The sequence below is a fragment of the uncultured Sphingomonas sp. genome, from assembly GCF_964237335.1.
Taxonomy (GTDB): domain Bacteria; phylum Pseudomonadota; class Alphaproteobacteria; order Sphingomonadales; family Sphingomonadaceae; genus Sphingomonas.
The window spans coordinates 24,338-39,701 of the sequence record NZ_CAXSHM010000009.1 but is presented as its reverse complement, the minus strand read 5'-3'; the positions used below and the strand labels follow the sequence as shown (position 1 = coordinate 39,701).

Annotated in this window: 18 protein-coding genes; 15 read left to right on the top strand and 3 right to left on the bottom strand. The window is 69.0% G+C overall.

Annotated features, from left to right (window positions below):
• Window positions 1-10: 10 nt before the first annotated feature.
• The 6 genes from argS to tatC all read left to right on the top strand — a co-directional run bounded on the left by argS (window position 11) and on the right by tatC (window position 5,065).
• Complete coding sequence (gene argS / locus ACFE65_RS06710) at window positions 11-1,723, top strand: arginine--tRNA ligase (RefSeq protein ID WP_375381573.1); 1,713 nt, start codon at window positions 11-13, stop codon at window positions 1,721-1,723.
• Window position 1,724: 1 nt separating this feature from the next.
• The gene (locus ACFE65_RS06705) at window positions 1,725-2,459 is read left to right on the top strand and encodes an SPOR domain-containing protein (RefSeq protein ID WP_375381572.1); all 735 of its coding nucleotides are present in this window, start codon (window positions 1,725-1,727) and stop codon (window positions 2,457-2,459) included.
• Between the two features lie 43 nt (window positions 2,460-2,502).
• A complete protein-coding gene (locus tag ACFE65_RS06700; RefSeq protein ID WP_375381571.1) occupies window positions 2,503-3,504 on the top strand; it encodes a glycoside hydrolase family 3 N-terminal domain-containing protein in 1,002 nt (333 codons plus the stop codon).
• A gap of 87 nt (window positions 3,505-3,591) precedes the next feature.
• Window positions 3,592-3,837 carry a twin-arginine translocase TatA/TatE family subunit gene (locus ACFE65_RS06695; RefSeq protein WP_375381570.1) on the top strand — a complete coding sequence of 82 codons (246 nt, stop codon included), beginning with the start codon at window positions 3,592-3,594 and terminating at the stop codon, window positions 3,835-3,837.
• 26 nt (window positions 3,838-3,863) lie between these two features.
• Window positions 3,864-4,295, top strand: coding sequence for a twin-arginine translocase TatA/TatE family subunit (locus ACFE65_RS06690; RefSeq protein ID WP_375381569.1), 432 nt, complete (start codon window positions 3,864-3,866; stop codon window positions 4,293-4,295).
• Window positions 4,292-5,065: a twin-arginine translocase subunit TatC gene (gene tatC / locus ACFE65_RS06685; RefSeq protein ID WP_375381568.1), complete on the top strand. Its 774-nt coding sequence runs from the start codon at window positions 4,292-4,294 to the stop codon at window positions 5,063-5,065. The genes ACFE65_RS06690 and tatC overlap by 4 nt, the downstream gene beginning before the upstream one ends.
• A gap of 206 nt (window positions 5,066-5,271) precedes the next feature.
• Here the strand turns inward: tatC and ACFE65_RS06680 are convergent, their stop codons facing one another.
• Both ACFE65_RS06680 and ACFE65_RS06675 read right to left on the bottom strand, forming a co-directional pair.
• The gene (locus ACFE65_RS06680) at window positions 5,272-6,858 is read right to left on the bottom strand and encodes a sensor histidine kinase (protein ID WP_375381567.1); all 1,587 of its coding nucleotides are present in this window, start codon (window positions 6,856-6,858) and stop codon (window positions 5,272-5,274) included.
• Between the two features lie 9 nt (window positions 6,859-6,867).
• Window positions 6,868-7,311, bottom strand: coding sequence for a NepR family anti-sigma factor (locus ACFE65_RS06675; RefSeq protein ID WP_375381566.1), 444 nt, complete (start codon window positions 7,309-7,311; stop codon window positions 6,868-6,870).
• Between ACFE65_RS06675 and ACFE65_RS06670 the strand changes: the two genes are divergently transcribed.
• From ACFE65_RS06670 to ACFE65_RS06660, 3 genes are all read left to right on the top strand, one after another.
• Window positions 7,282-8,088 carry a response regulator gene (locus tag ACFE65_RS06670; protein WP_375381565.1) on the top strand — a complete coding sequence of 269 codons (807 nt, stop codon included), beginning with the start codon at window positions 7,282-7,284 and terminating at the stop codon, window positions 8,086-8,088. The genes ACFE65_RS06675 and ACFE65_RS06670 overlap by 30 nt on opposite strands.
• A 43-nt stretch (window positions 8,089-8,131) precedes the next feature.
• Window positions 8,132-8,284, top strand: coding sequence for a hypothetical protein (locus tag ACFE65_RS06665; RefSeq protein ID WP_375381564.1), 153 nt, complete (start codon window positions 8,132-8,134; stop codon window positions 8,282-8,284).
• Between the two features lie 76 nt (window positions 8,285-8,360).
• A complete protein-coding gene (locus ACFE65_RS06660) occupies window positions 8,361-8,999 on the top strand; it encodes a sigma-70 family RNA polymerase sigma factor (RefSeq protein ID WP_375381563.1) in 639 nt (212 codons plus the stop codon).
• Window positions 9,000-9,009: 10 nt separating this feature from the next.
• Here ACFE65_RS06660 and ACFE65_RS06655 read toward each other — a convergent pair whose 3' ends face one another.
• Window positions 9,010-9,183, bottom strand: coding sequence for a hypothetical protein (locus ACFE65_RS06655; protein WP_375381562.1), 174 nt, complete (start codon window positions 9,181-9,183; stop codon window positions 9,010-9,012).
• A 68-nt stretch (window positions 9,184-9,251) separates the two neighbouring features.
• On the opposite strand from ACFE65_RS06655, the gene ACFE65_RS06650 reads away from it, so the two are divergent.
• The 6 genes from ACFE65_RS06650 (at window position 9,252) to ACFE65_RS06625 (ending at window position 15,344) form a co-directional block, all read left to right on the top strand.
• Complete coding sequence (locus ACFE65_RS06650; RefSeq protein WP_375381561.1) at window positions 9,252-11,927, top strand: bifunctional [glutamine synthetase] adenylyltransferase/[glutamine synthetase]-adenylyl-L-tyrosine phosphorylase; 2,676 nt, start codon at window positions 9,252-9,254, stop codon at window positions 11,925-11,927.
• A complete protein-coding gene (locus tag ACFE65_RS06645; protein ID WP_375381560.1) occupies window positions 11,920-12,399 on the top strand; it encodes a peroxiredoxin in 480 nt (159 codons plus the stop codon). Before ACFE65_RS06650 ends, ACFE65_RS06645 begins: the two co-directional genes overlap by 8 nt.
• 184 nt (window positions 12,400-12,583) lie before the next feature.
• Entirely contained in the window at window positions 12,584-13,309 is a 726-nt protein-coding gene (locus ACFE65_RS06640; RefSeq protein WP_375381559.1) for a M23 family metallopeptidase, read from the top strand.
• 53 nt (window positions 13,310-13,362) lie between these two features.
• A complete protein-coding gene (erpA, locus tag ACFE65_RS06635; RefSeq protein ID WP_375381558.1) occupies window positions 13,363-13,701 on the top strand; it encodes an iron-sulfur cluster insertion protein ErpA in 339 nt (112 codons plus the stop codon).
• Between the two features lie 3 nt (window positions 13,702-13,704).
• Window positions 13,705-14,496, top strand: a complete 792-nt coding sequence (gene xth / locus ACFE65_RS06630; protein ID WP_375381557.1) for an exodeoxyribonuclease III — start codon at window positions 13,705-13,707, stop codon at window positions 14,494-14,496.
• Window positions 14,493-15,344: a transporter gene (locus ACFE65_RS06625; RefSeq protein WP_375381556.1), complete on the top strand. Its 852-nt coding sequence runs from the start codon at window positions 14,493-14,495 to the stop codon at window positions 15,342-15,344. Before xth ends, ACFE65_RS06625 begins: the two co-directional genes overlap by 4 nt.
• Window positions 15,345-15,364 lie beyond the last annotated feature (20 nt).

The following is a 15,364-nucleotide window of genomic DNA, read 5'->3' as shown; positions in this document are numbered from 1 at the left end:
GGCGCGCGGAATGACCCTGTATTCCCGTTTCGCCGCGCACGTCGACGCGGCGCTCGATCTGCTCGATCTGCCGGCCGATCTCGACCGCTCGAACGTCGCCGTCGAGCCGCCGCGCGACGCGAGCCATGGCGACCTTGCCACCAACGCCGCGATGGTGCTCGCCAAGGCGGCGAAGACCAACCCGCGCGCGCTCGCCGAGCGGATCGCGGCCGAACTGGGCAAGCTCGACGATGTCGCGTCGGTATCGGTGGCGGGGCCTGGCTTCATCAACATGACGCTGACCGACGCCGCGTGGCGCGCGGAGCTGGCGGCGATCCCGGTTGCTGGCGCCGATTACGGCCGGTCCGCAAAGGGGCGCGGGCAGACGATCAACGTGGAATATGTCTCGGCCAACCCGACCGGCCCGATGCACATGGGCCATTGCCGCGGCGCGGTGGTGGGCGATGCGCTCGCCAATCTGCTGGAGTTCGCCGGCGCGCGGGTGATCCGCGAATATTACGTCAACGACGCCGGCGGCCAGGTCGACTTGCTCGCCCGCTCCGTCCACCTCCGCTACCGCGAGGCATTGGGCGAGAGCATCGCCATCCCCGAGGGGCTGTACCCCGGCGACTATCTTGTGCCGGTAGGGCAGGCACTTGCGGCCGACTTCTCCGACCGCTTCCTAACCTCGCCCGAAGCCGACTGGCTGCCGTTGTTCCGCACCCGCGCCGTGGCGGCGATGATGGACATGATCCGCACCGATCTGGCGTTGCTCGGCATCACGCACGAGGTGTTCGCCTCCGAAGCCGCGTTGCAGGCCGCCGGCAAGCCCGAGGCGGCGGAAGCGGAACTGCGCGCACGTGGGCTCGTCTACGACGGGGTGCTGGAGGCGCCGAAGGGCGAAACGCCCGAGGACTGGGAGCCCGTCGTTCTGCCGCTGTTCCGCTCGACGGCGTTCGGCGACGACCAGGATCGGCCGATCCGCAAATCGACCGGGCAGTGGACCTATTTCGGCGCCGACCTCGCCTACCATTTCCAGAAGGCGCAGGGCGCGGACGCGCTGATCGACATCTGGGGCGCTGACCATGCCGGCACGGTCAAGCGGATCGTCGCCGCGGTCGAGGCGCTGACGGGTGGCAAGACGCGGTTCGACGTCAAGCTGATCCAGATGGTGCGGCTGCTGCGCGGTGGTGAGCCGGTCAAGATGTCCAAGCGATCCGGCAACTTCGTGACGCTTGCTGATGTGGTGAGCGAAGTCGGCAGGGACGTCGTCCGCTTCACGATGCTGACGCGCCGCGCCGACGCGCAGATGGACTTCGATTTCGCCAAGGTCGTGGAGGCGTCGAAGGACAATCCGGTCTTCTACGTCCAATACGCCCATGCGCGGATCGCCTCGCTTGGCCGGCGTGCGGCGGGGGTCGGAGTCGTGACGGCGGACGCGGACCTGTCCCGGCTTGATACGCGCGAGCTGGCGCTGGTGCAGCTTGCGGCGCAGTTTCCGCGCGTGGTCGAGACCGCGGCGGCGACCCGTGAGCCGCACCGGATCGCCTTCTATCTCTATGACTTGGCGGCTGGCTTTCATGCGGCGTGGAATGTCGGAAACGACGACCCCGATCGGCGCTTCCTGATCGAAGGTGATGCGGGGCTGAGCGCGGCGCGTCTGTTCTTGGCCGAGGCCGTCGCGCAGGTTATCCGCAATGGCTTGGGCGTCATGGGCGTCGCGGCGGCGTGGGAGATGCATTGACATGGCGGACGAGATCCATCTGCGCGACGAGGATCGCCTGCCGTGGCTGGAGACGGTCGAATCGGACGAGCCGCGCGGGCCGGGCGCCGGGCGGATGATCCTGTTTGTCCTGATCGGCCTCGCGATCCTCGCAGGGATCGTGTTCGCCGTCTATCGCCTCAATCGCCCGGGTCCGGCGACGCAGGCGAGCGGCCGCGGACTGATCGCGGCGCAGGACGGCGACTACAAGGTCAAGCCCGACGATCCCGGCGGGCTGAAGGTCGGAGGCGAGGGTGACAGCGCGATCGCGACCAGCACCGGCACGGGCGCGGGAACCGGCGCGATCGATCCGCATCAAGTTCCCGAGAAGCCGGTGGCCAGTCACCACAGCGCCGCTGCGACGACGCCTGCGCACGGCGCAGCGGTGGCGACCGCCGCGGTGCCGGCGAGCGGCGGCCGCCTGACCGCGCCGGCCCCCGTTACCGCGCCGCACGGCATGGTCCCCGGTGCGGGCTCCGGCGGTTCGCTCGTGCAGCTCGGCGCGTTCCCGACGCAGGCCGCGGCCGATGCGGCGTGGAGCGCGATGGCGCGCCGGTTCGGCTATGTGGCGACGCTCGGCAAGTCGGTGGAACAGGCGGACGTCGGCGGGCGCCACGTCTTCCGCCTGCGCGTCAACGCGGGCAGTGCCAATGCGGCGACCGACATCTGCGGCCGGCTGAAGGTGGCGGGCGAGGGGTGCTTCGTCACCGCCGGCTGAGCCTCGCGTGACGCGTGCCGCCACCCCGGTATAAGGCGGCGGCATGACGCCTGTGATCTTCGGCCTCGCCGGCCCGACCCTGTCCGCCGACGAGCGCGCCTTCTTTGCGGAAGCGGAGCCGGCCGGCTTCATCCTGTTCCGCCGCAACGTCGTCGACCGGGCCCAGGTGCTCGGGCTGACCGACTCGTTGCGCGCGTTGACCGGGCGCGACGATCTGGCGGTCCTGGTCGATCAGGAGGGCGGCCCGGTGGCGCGGTTGCAACCGCCGGAATGGCCCGCCTTTCCCGCCGGCCCCGCGTTCGACGCGCTTTACCAATTCGCGCCGATGTCTGCGATCCAGGCGATGCGCGCGAATGGCCAGGCGCTGGGGCTGATGCTCGCCGAGGTAGGGATCACCGTCGACTGCGCGCCGTTGCTGGACGTTTCGCAGCCCGACACGACGCCGGCGATCGCGAGCCGTGCCTATGGATCGGAGCCGATGCAGGTCGCCGCGCTCGGTCGCGCGATGCTGGAGGGGCTGGCGGCTGGCGGGGTTGTCGGCGTCGTCAAGCACATCCCCGGCCACGGCCGCGCGCTGCTCGACTCGCACCACGCCTTGCCGACCGTCGTCGCCGATGCCGGGGCGCTGGAGGTGGACCTGGGGCCGTTCCGCACGCTCCGCCACGCGAGCATGGCGATGACGTCGCACATCGTGTTCGAGGCCTGGGATGCGGAGCGGCCCGCGACAGTGTCACCGATCGTGATCGAGGAGGTGATCCGCGGGCAGATCGGCTTCGACGGGCTGCTGATGACGGACGACATCGACATGAAGGCATTGACCGGGTCGCCGGCGGACAAGGCCTCGGGCGCGATCGCCGCTGGGTGCGACGTGGTGCTCGATTGCTGGGCGCGGCTGGACGAGATGCGCGCGGTCGCCGAGCGGCTTGGCCCCATCGCGCCGCGATCCCGCGAGCGGCTGGACCGCGCGATGGCGGCGCGGGGCGCGCCCGACGGCGATCCGGCGGAGCTGATCGCCCGGCGCGACGCGTTCCTGGCGCTGCGCTGAGCCGGCCACGCCGTCGAGGGCCCCAAGTCATTGGTGGCAAAAGGTTGCGATGCCCGCTAAGCGGTCGGCCAGCGTAGGAGATTTCTCATGGGTCAATTCAGCCTAGTTCACTGGCTGATCCTCGGCGTCGTGCTCGTGCTCGTGCTCGGTGGTGGCCGGTTCTCGAACATGATGGGCGACGTCGCCAAGGGCATCAAGCAGTTCAAGAAGGGCATGGCCGACGAGGATGAGCATCCATCCGACGCGCCGCGCCCGCCGTCGCGCATCGAGGTGAAACCCGCCGTCGACCCGGTGCTCGACCGCGATGTCCAAAAGGTGCGTGACGATCACTGAGGCGCCTGCGCGGACGGACGGCTGACATGTTCGACGTCGCTCCCACGGAACTGATCGTGCTGGGCACGGTCGCGCTGCTCGTGATCCCGCCCAAGGACCTGCCGCGCGCGATGCGGACGGCGGGTTACTGGATCGGGCGGGCGCGCGGGGTCGCGCGCCAGTTCCGGTCGGGGTTCGACACCATGGTCCGCGATGCCGAGCTCGCCGAGATGGAACAGCGCTGGAAGGCGGAGAACGAGCGCATCATGCGCGACCATCCACCAACCCGTGCCGAGGCGGTGGCGATCGATGGACCTGCAGCGGCGGACGGCGCCCCTGTGATGACGGCGCAACCGCGGATCGACGACGCGCCGGCCGCGGTTTCGACGATCGAGCATCCCGTCACCGTGGAGTCGCCGACCGTCGTTCCCGCTGAGTCCGGCACCGAGCCGGCGGCCGACACAAAGGCACCATCGTGAGCGAGGAGATCGACGACAGCCGGGCGCCGCTGCTCGACCATCTGATCGAGCTGCGCCGACGCCTGCTGTTCAGCATGGTGGCGCTGCTGGTGACGTTCGTCGGATGCTTCTATTTCGCGGAGCCGATCTTCGGTTTCCTGGTGCATCCGCTGCTGCGCGCAGGGCAGAATCGGCTGATCTATACCCAGTTGTTCGAGGCTTTCTTCGTCCAGCTGAAGGTCGCGTTCTTCGCCGGCGCGATGCTCGCGTTTCCGGTGATCGCCAATCAACTGTGGCAGTTCATCGCGCCGGGGCTTTACCGCAAGGAAAGGCGCGCGCTGCTGCCGTTCCTGTGTGCGACACCGGTGCTGTTCATCGCCGGCGCGGCGATGGCCTATTACGTCGCGGTCCCGGCCGCGCTGCACTTCCTGCTAAGCTATCAGGGCGATATCGGCGGCGTGCACCAAGAGGCGCTGCCGTCGGTCGACAATTACTTGTCGTTCGTCATGCAGTTCCTGTTCGCGTTCGGCATCGCGTTCCTGATGCCGGTGCTGCTGATGCTGCTGGAACGTGCCGGCATCGTGACGCGCAAGCAACTGGCGGGCGCACGGCGTTATGCGATCGTCGGATGTTTCGCCGTCGCGCTGGTGCTTGCGCCGCCAGATGCGGGATCGATGATCCTGCTCGCGGTGCCGTTGATCCTGCTATACGAATTGGCGCTCATCGCGATTTGGTTCACCGAACGCCGCCGCGCGCGTGAGGTGTCGAGCACCGAGATAGTCCAGCAGTGACGAAACCCGCCGGACGATGCCGGTTTGCGACGCAAAAACTCGGCTAACGAAGTAGACCCGGAAGCGCCGCAGGGGGAGGGCGGCGCCTCCGGGTCCATGTCGTGGACCGCGAGAGCGGGGGGCTATGGGGCCGCGGTCGGAGGTTATAACGACGAGTCGATCAGCAGGTTCCCGTTGGCTAGACGAAAAAAGGTCGCAGGCTTCGGTCAATCCTGGCCGATGACGGCGATGTCGATCCGATACTGTCCCGCCGCCTCGTCACGGGTGAGCGGCGAACGCAGTTGACGCGACAGCCCCTCGATCACGCGCCCATATCGTTTCGTCAGCGCCTCGACGAGCAGGGGATTGCCCGTGAGCGCCAGGGCCGTGACGCTCAACGTCGCACGGTCGTCGCGATCGGTGCTTCTAAGCCCGATGCGGATCTGGGCGACGGGATCGACCGACATCGCGAGCTCGACGATCTCCGTCACGAGGAACGCGACCGCGACCGCCACGTCCTGGCTCACGAAGAACGGGTCGATCTCGAGCGTGATGCCCAGGTGAGCCGACTCGTCCGGTGCCGTCGCGCGGATGTTCGACGCGAGCTCTCCCAGGACCGATCGCAGCGGCAGGCCGCGATTGGCCTCGTTCTCCGCGAAATGATTGCGGTGCACGACCGCGAGCGCATCCACACGCCGCTGGATGGAAGAATAGGCGGCCGCCGCCTCGCTACCGCGCGAGCCGCGGGCATGGATGTTGATGAGGCTGGAGATCACCTGCAGGTTGTTCTTCACCCGATGATGCACCTCGCGCGTCAGCCGGGTCTGGCGCACCAACCCTTCGGCAAGTCCCGCCTCGTGCAGCGCCACGGTGCGGCTGATCGCGCGGAACGTGTCGCCCAGATCGACGATCTCCTGCGCCGGCAGCAGCGACAGGTCGCCCGGATCGATCACATCACCGGGATTGTAGGCCGCGACGCTCGCCCGCAGCCGCCGCAATGGGCGTACCAGCAGCCGATCGACCACGAACCAGGCGATGCTTGCCGCCGCCGCCCACATCAACAGCGGCAGCAGGAGGGCGAGTACCAGCGGCCAAGTGATCGGCGCTTTCTGTGCCTCCATGACCAGCGACAGTCCGTCGATGCCGAGCGGCGTTCTGACCGCCTCGTGACGGTCAAGCGCGCCGGTGCCGGGCATGGGAACCAGCGGCAGCGCGTCGCCGTCGCGCTCGATCGTCGCGCCATAGCCGGTGCCGACACCGTTGGGGTGGATGATCCGGCTCAGGTAGTCCGCCGCGAACAGGGCGGAGGCAGAGGCGTGGCGGCGTCCGCCACCGATGTGCAGCACGAGGCCCTGGCTTGGCACCACCGCGGCGACGATCGGTCTTGCGGCGGACGGCCGCGAACCGCCCGGGGTGCCGGGAACACGCTCGCCGCATAGGAGGCGGCCTCGCTGGTCGAGCACTTCGAACCGCACGCTGGCTGCCGCCTGCGCCGCGAACACGCCCTGGACACGGGCACAGCTTGGCGCGTCCTCCGGGTCCTGATCGAGCGCGCCCGTTGCAGCGCGCAACGCGGTCATGTCGCCGACGAGTTCGAGGCCCATCGCCCGGCCGCCGCTCGCCGCAGCGGTCCGGACGCGCGCACGGACCTCGTCGTTGAAGGTTCGCGCCGTCTGCCAGGTCGCGAGGGTTGCGATCAGCGCCAGTGGCAGGAGCGCGAGACTGAGCGTCAGGAAAAGTTTCGCACCCGTGGGCCACCGACGCGGCGCCACCCATCGCCGCTCAACCCGCGGCGGCACGGCCGAACTGATCATCACACAACCTCAGTCGAGCCGGCCAAGCAGGTCCAGCATCTCGTCGGGGACCGCCTCGTCCACCGTCTTCTGGTAAACCGAGCGCAATGCGGCGCCGGTGTCGCGATCGCCGGCCGGCGTTTCGATCTTGGGAGCGATCGTCTGCTCCGATCCCTTGCCGCCCTGTTCCGTATCGCCCGGCAACGCCCACTCCCACCAACGGTGCGCCGCTGCCGGCGCGGCCCCACGATCTTGCCACCGAATGGACGGACGCAGGCTCGCACAAGCTTCTGAAACCAAAAACGCCGTCACCGGTTCCAGCCACGATCCGAAAAACCCGATCGCCGCACCCGTTGTTATAAAGGGGGCGGCAAAACGATTTGCTTTCGAGGGCCGCTCGCTTCCAAAGGAGCGACCCGTTATCACGTGGAGAGACTGACGATCATGTCGCTTGGCCAGCAACTCGCGCCCCACCTTCCGTTCCTTCGCCGATATGGGCGGGCGTTGACCGGAAGCCAGATGCATGGGGATCACTACGTCCGCGCTACGCTGGAGGCGATCGTCGCCGCGCCCGCGGAGTTCCCCCGCGACGTGGAGCCGCGGCTCGGCCTGTATCGCATGTTCCAGGGGATCTGGAGTTCGGCGAACGCCGATACCGACATGGACGAGCCGTCGATGATCGACGGGGGCGACCGCGAGGTCGTCGCTCGTGCTCGCCTCGCGCGCATGACGCCGCTGTCGCGTCAGGCGCTGCTGCTGACGGCGATGGAGGGCTTCACGATCGAGGATGCCGCCTATCTGATCGAGGTGGAGCCGGCGGAGATCGAGACGCTGGTGGCGCAGGCGCTCGCGGAGATCGAGACGCAGACGCGTGCTCGCGTGCTCATCATCGAGGACGAGCCGATCATCGCGATGGACATCGAGACGATCGTGCGCGATCTCGGCCATGACGTCACCGGTGTCGCCGTGACGCGCGACGAGGCGGTGGCGCTGGCGATGGAAGACCGGCCGGGCTTGGTGCTCGCCGACATCCAGCTCGCCGACGACAGTTCCGGGATCGACGCGGTGAAGGACATCCTGGCGGAGTTTCAGGTGCCGGTGATCTTCATCACCGCTTTCCCGGAGCGTCTGCTGACCGGCGAGCGGCCCGAGCCGACGTTCCTCATCACCAAGCCGTTCCAGCGCTCGACGGTGAAGGCGGCGATCAGCCAGGCGCTGTTCTTCGACGAGAACACCGTGCCGGCAGCCTGACGCGGCGCCACCGAACCAGACACGATTTTTGCGGGGGACAATCATGGCCGACGACAAGGAACCGATCCACATCAACACCGAGCGCGCGCGCGGCGGCTCCACGCCCGGCGTGACCCGTTACGTGCTGGGCATCTCGTTGGTACTCGTCATCGTCCTGTTCGCCTTCATCGTGCTGCACGGCGTCCACAGCGGTTGAAGGACGGGCGGTGGAAATCGCCGGCCCTTCTCCTATGTTGGTGACGCGGATGCGCGATCGGGGACAAGGCCAGAACATGAGTGAAGCTGCAGCGCACGACGCGGAGCCGGCCGATGCGCCCGTCGAGCATGTCTCCCTGTCCGACCCTGAGTTCAAGACGCAGCTCGGTCAGGTCATTCCCCACCTCCGCGCGTTCGGGCGGTCGCTGTCGGGCAGCCGCGATCTCGCCGACGATCTGGTCCAGGAGACGCTGCTGAAGGCGTGGGCTGCGCGCAAGCGGTTCCAGGCCGGCACGAACATGCGCGCGTGGACGTTCATCATCCTGCGCAACCTGTATCTGTCGCAGATGCGGCGCGCGCGCTTCAAGGGCGAGTGGGACGATCTGGTTGCCGATCGCCTCCTGGCGGCGCCGGCGAGCCAGGATCGGCACGTCGAGCTTGGCGACATGCAGCGCGCCCTGCTTCACCTGCCGGCACCGCAGCGCGAGGCGTTGATCCTCGTGGGAGCGGGTGGCTTCGCCTATGAGGAAGCGGCAGAGATCTGCCAGGTAGCGGTCGGGACGATCAAGAGCCGCGTGGCTCGCGGCCGGGTCGCGCTCGAGACGATCCTGACGCAGGGTTCGCTACCGTCGCGACGCGAACACGTCACCGATACGTCGCGTACGGCGCTCGATACGATCATGAACGAAGTAGAAGAGCTCAGCCGCGATCGCTAGACCGGCGCGGCTATTGAATGTGATCGAGCTTGTCGAGCGCGGCCGAGATCGCGGTGGGCATCGACTGACCGGGTCCGAACGCGCAGGAAAGCGCCTTGCCGATGGCGTCGCTCTTCTGGGGCCGCGCGACGATCGTGCCCGTCACGGGCGACGCCGTTTTCAAATGATCGGTGAAGCAGGTCATGGTAAGTTAAACGACCGGTTTGGCGAAAAGTTGCTTCTGGGGTTTTGTCAAGTCCCAAGCGGCCGATGATGACCGACCTGATCCATGCGGCCCCTGATCGTGCGGCTGCGGCGTTCAGGCGGGCCATGGCGGAGTCGCCGTTTCTACTGGACGTCGCGGGTCGCGAGGCGGCGTTGGCGACGAGGCTCCGCGCCGGCGTGTTCGATGTCGCCGACGCGATGCTGGTCGACCCGTCCAGACCGGTGGCGCATCGCCTTCGCGTACAACGACGCCGCATCGCGCTGCTCGTCGCGATCGGCGACCTGTCGGGCGCGTTCGACCTCGGCGCGGTGACGCACGCGCTGTCCGATTTCGCCGACCATGCGCTCGATACCGGGATCCGCACCGCCATCGCCGAACGGGCGCCGGAGGCCGAGCCGGCCGGCTTCGTCGCCTTGGCGCTAGGCAAGCAGGGCAGTCGCGAGCTGAATTACTCGTCCGACATCGACCCTATCCTGCTGTTCGATCCCGAGACCTTCCCCCGCCGCCTGCGCGAGGAGCCGGGTGACGCGGCGGTGCGGGTCGGGCGCCGTGTGATCGAGCTGCTGCAGACGCGTGACGCCGACGGATATGTGCTGCGCGTCGACTTGAGGCTCCGGCCCTCGCCTGAGGTGACGCCGATCGTGCTGTCGATCGGCGCCGCCACGGCCTATTACGAGTCGCAGGCGCTCCCTTGGGAGCGCGCCGCCTTCATCCGGGCAAGGGCGGCGGCGGGCGACGTGGCGCTGGGCGAGCGGTTCCTCACCGCGATCCGGCCGTTCGTGTGGCGGCGTGGTCTCGATTTCGGCGCGGTGGGCGAGCTGCGCGCGATGTCGCAGCGCATTCGCGACCATTATGCCTCCGGCCAACGGCTTGGTCCCGGCTATGACCTGAAGCGCGGGCGGGGCGGCATCCGTGAGATCGAGTTCTTCGCGCAGATCCACCAGTTGATCCACGGTGGGCGCGATCCCGCATTGCGGGCACCCGCCACCCGCGACGCGCTCGCCCGGCTGGCGGACGCGGGCTGGATCGCGGGCGACGAGGCGCAAGACTTGATCGCCGCTTACGCGGTGCTGCGCCGGATCGAGCATCGCGTGCAGATGATCGACGATCGCCAGACGCATCTGCTTCCCGCCGGCAACGCGCTCGATCGGGTGGCGCGGCTCGACGGGCTTGCCGATGGCGACGCACTGCTCGGGCTACTCGCACTGCCGGTCGCACGCGTGGCGGCGGTGTACGACTCCTTGGGGTCGGAGCGCGAGGTCGGCTTGCCTGTCGATCATGATCGTCTGGCCGAAGCGCTCGTCGGCACCGGGTTCGCGGCGGACGCGGCGCGGATCGTCGAGCGGTGGCGGACCGGGCTCTACCCCGCGCTGCGCGGCGCGGGCGCCCGCCTGGCGTTGGAAGCGGTGTTGCCGGCGTTGTTGGCGGCGCTGGCCGAAGGGGCGGAGCCGTCGGCGGCGCTCGCGCGGTTCGATGCGATGATCGAGCGACTGCCGAGCGCGATCAACCTGTTCCGGCTGTTGGAGGCGCGGCCGCCGCTGGCGACGCTGCTGGCGGCGGTGCTGAGCCATGCCGGACCGCTTGCCGACGATCTCGCACGGCGGCCCGCGCTGCTCGACGGGCTGATCGACGCGTCCGCGCTCGATCCCGTGCCGTCCGTGTCCGCGCTGGCGGCGGAGATGACGCCGGCCGAGACCGACGCCGACTATCAGGCACGGCTCGATCGCGTGCGGCACATCGTCGGCGAGCGGCAGTTCGCGCTCGGCGTCCAGATCGTCGCCGGCACCGCCGATCCGCTCGGCGTGGCGCACGGCTATGCGCGCGTGGCGGAGGCGGCGATCGTGACGCTCGCGGAGGCGACGGTGGCGGAGTTCGTGCGCGCGCATGGGCGCGTGCCGGACAGCGAACTCGCCATCCTGGCGCTCGGCCGGATGGGGGGCGGCACGATGACGCACGCATCCGACCTCGACCTCGTCTACCTCTTCACCGGCGCGTTCGGGGCGCAGTCTGATGGAGCGAAGCCGCTGGGCGCCACGCTCTACTACAATCGGCTCGCGAGCCGGATCACGGCGGCGCTGTCGGTGCCAACCGCCGCCGGGCCGTTATATGCCGTGGACACGCGGCTGCGCCCGTCAGGAAGCCAAGGCCCGATCGCGGTCTCGGTCGCCTCGTTCGATCGCTACCAGCGCGAGGACGCCTGGACGTGGGAGCATATGGCGTTGGCGCGCGGGCGGCCCGTGTACGGATCGACGGCGGCGCGGGGCGATGTCGCGGGTGTCGTCGCGCGCGTGCTCGGCGGCGAGCGGCCGGCGCGCGATGTGGCTGCCGAGGCGCGAGCGATGCGGGCGGAGATGGCGCGGCACAAGCCGCCCGCCGGGCCGCTCGACGCCAAGCTGTCACCCGGCGGGCTCGTCGACCTAGAGTTCGCGATCCATGTCGCGCAATTGGTCCACCGCACCGGCTTCGATCCCGACCTCGGCCGCGCGATCGATGCGCTCGGGCCCCTGTTGCCGCCCGGTACGCATGCGGCGCACGACCTGTTGACGCGGATGCTCGTCACCGCCCGCCTGCTCGCGCCCGACGCGACGGAGCCGCCGCCCGCCACCCGCGCGGTGATGGCGCGCGCGATGGGCGTGGCCGACTGGAACGCGCTGGTTGCCGATTTCGAGCGTACGCGTCAGGACGTGGGCGCGCTCTGGGCACAGGAGACGTTTGATGGATGAGCTGCCGGACCTAACGCTGATCGCCACCGACGGATCGCCGTTGTCGCTCGCCGCGCTGCGCGGCCGGCCGTCGGTCGTCTATTTCTATCCCAAGGACGATACGTCCGGCTGCACGAAGGAAGCGCAGGACTTCTCCCGGCTCGCCGCCGATTTCACGACCGCCGGCGTGCGGGTGATCGGCGTCTCCAAGGACACGCCCGCCAGCCACCAGCGCTTCACCGGCAAGCACCAGTTGGAGGTGGCGCTGGCGAGCGACGAGACGGGCGCGGTGTGCGAGGCGTTCGGCGCGTGGGTCGAAAAGAGCATGTACGGCAAGAAATACATGGGGATCGACCGCTCGACCTTCCTGTTCGACGGCGCGGGCAGGCTCGCGCGGGCCTGGCGCAAGGTGAAGGTGCCGGGCCATGCCGACGAGGTCCTCGCCGCCGCGCAGGCGCTGCGAGCGGCGGAGTCGTCGCACTCATCCGCCTGACTAGGTGATCGAGGATAGCGCGGCCATCGGTTCGCCGCACCTTCCTGCCGGTCCGACGCGCCCATCCGCTCGTGCCCTTGCCGCCGTCGCCCGATCCGGGACAGGTAAGCATGTTCCTGAAAACTGGCGTTTCGGGGGTGACAGTGCCGAGCGGACCCACCGCGCGGCCAGGGATGGGACGTTGATGGCGACTTTCTCGATGGCGCGTGGTGTTCGGGTTCTGGCGGTGGTGGCCGGCATGATGGTGGCAGGGGCAGCTCAGGCCGATCCGGGGGAGCCGGGTGGCGCGCCGGTGATGGCGGTGTCGGCGAGCGCGGGACCGGCGATGGTCGTCGGCATCGCGACCGCCGCGGAAATCGTCACCGAGACGCGGATGAAGTCGCTGTTCGACACCTGGCAGCAGGCCGATGCCGGCGCCGCGCCGCTTCATGCCGGTATCGCGATCCCGTCGGTCCACCCGGTCGAGCAGCTCGAGTTCACCAGCAACTTCGGCATCCGGTCCGATCCCTTCAACCACACCGCCCGCATGCATGCCGGCGTCGATATCCGCGGCCCTGTGGGCACGCCCGTCTACGCCACCGCGGACGGCACCGTCGATCGCGCGGAGCGGGCAGGCGGCTATGGTAACCTCGTCGAGCTGGACCATGGCAAGGGCATCCAGACCCGCTACGGCCACCTGTCTAAGATCCTGGTCGAGCCGGGTACCCAGGTGAAGCGCGGCCAGTTGATCGCGCTGATGGGCTCCACCGGCCGCTCGACCGGCTCGCACCTCCATTACGAGGTCCGCATCGACGGCAAGGCGGTGAACCCCGCGCCGTTCCTGACGACCGCCGATTATATGACGGCGGCGCAATCCGCTTCGGTCAACGCGATCCCGGTGTCGATGACGGGCCCCGCGCCGCAGGATTGATCGGCGGCGGCGCACCGGTTGCCCGTGGCGGTCAACCCGCCTATCTCGTGGCCATGGCGACACCTGCACACGACATCGCGCTAACCCCATCCGCGGCCGCTCGCGTGGCGGCCGTCGCGGGACGGCAGGGCAAGCCTGCGATCCTGCGGCTGTCAGTGGATGGCGGCGGCTGTTCGGGCTTCCAGTACAGATTCGGTTTCGCCGACGCGGCCGAGCCCGACGACACGGTGGCGGAGACAGACGGCGTCCGGCTGGTGGTGGACTCGGTCAGTCTCGATCTCGTGCGGGGCTGCGCGGTCGATTACGTCGAATCGCTCGGCGGCGCCGCGTTCCGGGTCGAGAACCCCAATGCCGCATCCGGGTGCGGCTGCGGCTCGTCGTTCGCGATCTGACGGGTGCCGCGCAAGATCGTCACCTACAACGTCAACGGCATCAAGGCGCGACTGCCGCGATTACTCGAATATCTGACGGAGGCGCAGCCCGATGTGGTCTGCCTCCAGGAGCTGAAGGCGAGCGACGACACCTTCCCGATCGCCGATATCGAGGCGGTCGGGTACGGCGCGGTGTGGCATGGGCAGAAGAGCTGGAACGGCGTAGCGGTCCTCGCGCGCGGGACAACGCCCGTGGAGCGGCAGCGCGGCCTGGATGGCGAGCCGGAGGACGAGCATAGCCGGTATCTGGAATGCGTGGTCCCCGATGGAGAGGGCGGCGGTCTGGTCGTCGCGTCGCTCTATCTGCCCAACGGCAATCCCCGGCCCGGTCCCAAGTTCGACTACAAGCTGCGCTGGATGGACCGGCTCGCCGCGCGTGCGCGTGCGCTGTTGGCGCAGGAGGTCCCCGCCGTGCTCGCCGGCGACTACAACGTCATCGCCAACGATGACGACACCTATTCCGTCCGCGCCATGGCGGAGGACGCGCTGATGCAGCCCGAAAGCCGCGCCGCGTTTCGCAGCCTGGTGGCGCAGGGTTGGACCGACGCCCTACGCACGCGCCAGCCGAAGGGCGGCATGTGGACGTTCTGGGACTATCAGGCGGGTGCCTGGCCGCGCGACGCGGGGTTCCGCATCGATCACCTGCTGCTCAGCCCGATGGCGGCGGACCGGCTGGTCGATGCCGGGGTAGACAAGGAATACCGCGGCCGAGAAAAGGCAAGCGACCACGCTCCGACCTGGGTCACGCTGAAGTGAGGCTCCGTACGCAGGGGGTCGCGTTGCTCGCGGGGCTGCTCGCCACGACCCCGGCGCTGGCCCAAGCCGATCAGACGGCGGCGGCCACGCCGGCTGCGCCGCCGGCCGCCGACGAACCGCGCTTCTGCCCGACGCGTCCGAGCCTGGGCGGGTCGAGCTGCACCACCGAGCCGGGCCAGGTTCAGGTCGAGGTGTCGACCCTAGACTGGCAGCGCGATGACACCGCCGATAGCCGGGAAGACCGGATCATCACGGGCGACTTCCTCGCCCGGCTCGGCATCGGATCGAAGACGGAGGTGCAGGTCGGCTGGACGGGCTATGGCCATGATCGCACGCGCGACAAGGCCAGCGGCAGCATCGATACCGTCGACGGCACCGGCGACGTGACGCTCGCGCTACGCCAGCATCTGGCCGGGGCGGAGGGCAAGTCCTTCTCCGCGGGCTTCCAGCCGTTCGTGACGGTGCCGACCGGGCGCTACCCGATCGGCGCGGGCGATTGGTCGGCCGGCGCGATCGTGCCGGTGCAGTACGACCTGACGAAGAAGCTGGCCGTGCAGTTCACCGGCGAGATGGATGCGGCGACGAACGGGTCGGGATCGGGGCGGCATCTCGCGTTCAACGGCATTTGGGGAACGCGCTACAAGCTGACCGAGGCCGTCAACGTCTATGGCGAGTTCTACGTCCAGCGCGACGACGATCCGTCGGGCCACGAGACCCATATGCTGGCCGCCTTCTCGGCGGCATGGCGGCCGACCAAGCGACTCCAGCTTGACGCGCAGGCGGTCGCGGGGCTCAACTCGGCGTCGCCCGCTATCCGGCTGGTGACGGGCGGCGCGATCCTGTTCTGACGGCGCGGCATGATGAGGGA